The organism is Olsenella sp. AGMB03486 (assembly GCF_040884255.1).
Taxonomy (GTDB): Bacteria; Actinomycetota; Coriobacteriia; order Coriobacteriales; family Atopobiaceae; genus Olsenella_L; species Olsenella_L kribbiana.
On sequence record NZ_JBEVTM010000067.1, the window covers coordinates 1 to 565 of the forward strand.

General features: G+C 63.7%; 1 protein-coding gene. It reads right to left on the reverse strand.

Annotation, left to right across the window (positions count from 1 at the left end):
* Positions 1 to 24: 24 nt before the first annotated feature.
* Positions 25 to 565, reverse strand: a 541-nt coding sequence (locus tag ABVS03_RS11590) for a transposase (RefSeq protein WP_368019222.1), incomplete at its 5' end; no start/stop codon positions are given.

Below are 565 nucleotides of genomic sequence, written 5' to 3' on the forward strand. Positions count from 1 at the left end.
AATGGCTGAGTACCTCCGGCATAGTTAGGCTCCCTGAACTGCAAACGGCTTAGGCAAGCTCGCAGGAAGCTTCGGCTGGACCGTGGCCGTGGCTGCGATGCCGGAGAGCGGGACATGCATGAGGCACATCTCGTGGAGGAGCTCCATGCAGGCATCGGAGGAGCTCCTGTGGCTGTATCTCCAGCTGTAGGAGTCCGCATATGACTGCAGGTGCTTCTTGGAGAGGCCGTGGAAGGCTCCCTCCACGTATGCCTTGAAGTTGGAGATGACCCTGTGGACCATGGGAAGCGAGGCATCGCCGTCCGAGCTGTCGTATTCCTTCTGCTCGAGGCCGCGGAACGAGGAGAGCCCGGCAGCTATGCCGCTCCAGGCATCCGCCCTTATCCTCGATGCATGGCAGAGGTGGTCGTGCCCGAACTGGCGCCATGAGTCTCCCGAGCAGTCCTGCGCGCACCGGATGGCGCACGATCCCCTCCCGGCAGGGGCCCTGTCGACGGCGGCAAGCATCGGCTGCTGCTCCGTGCCCCTTCCCCTCGTGCCTCCGGCCCTCGCGCCTATATAGAAG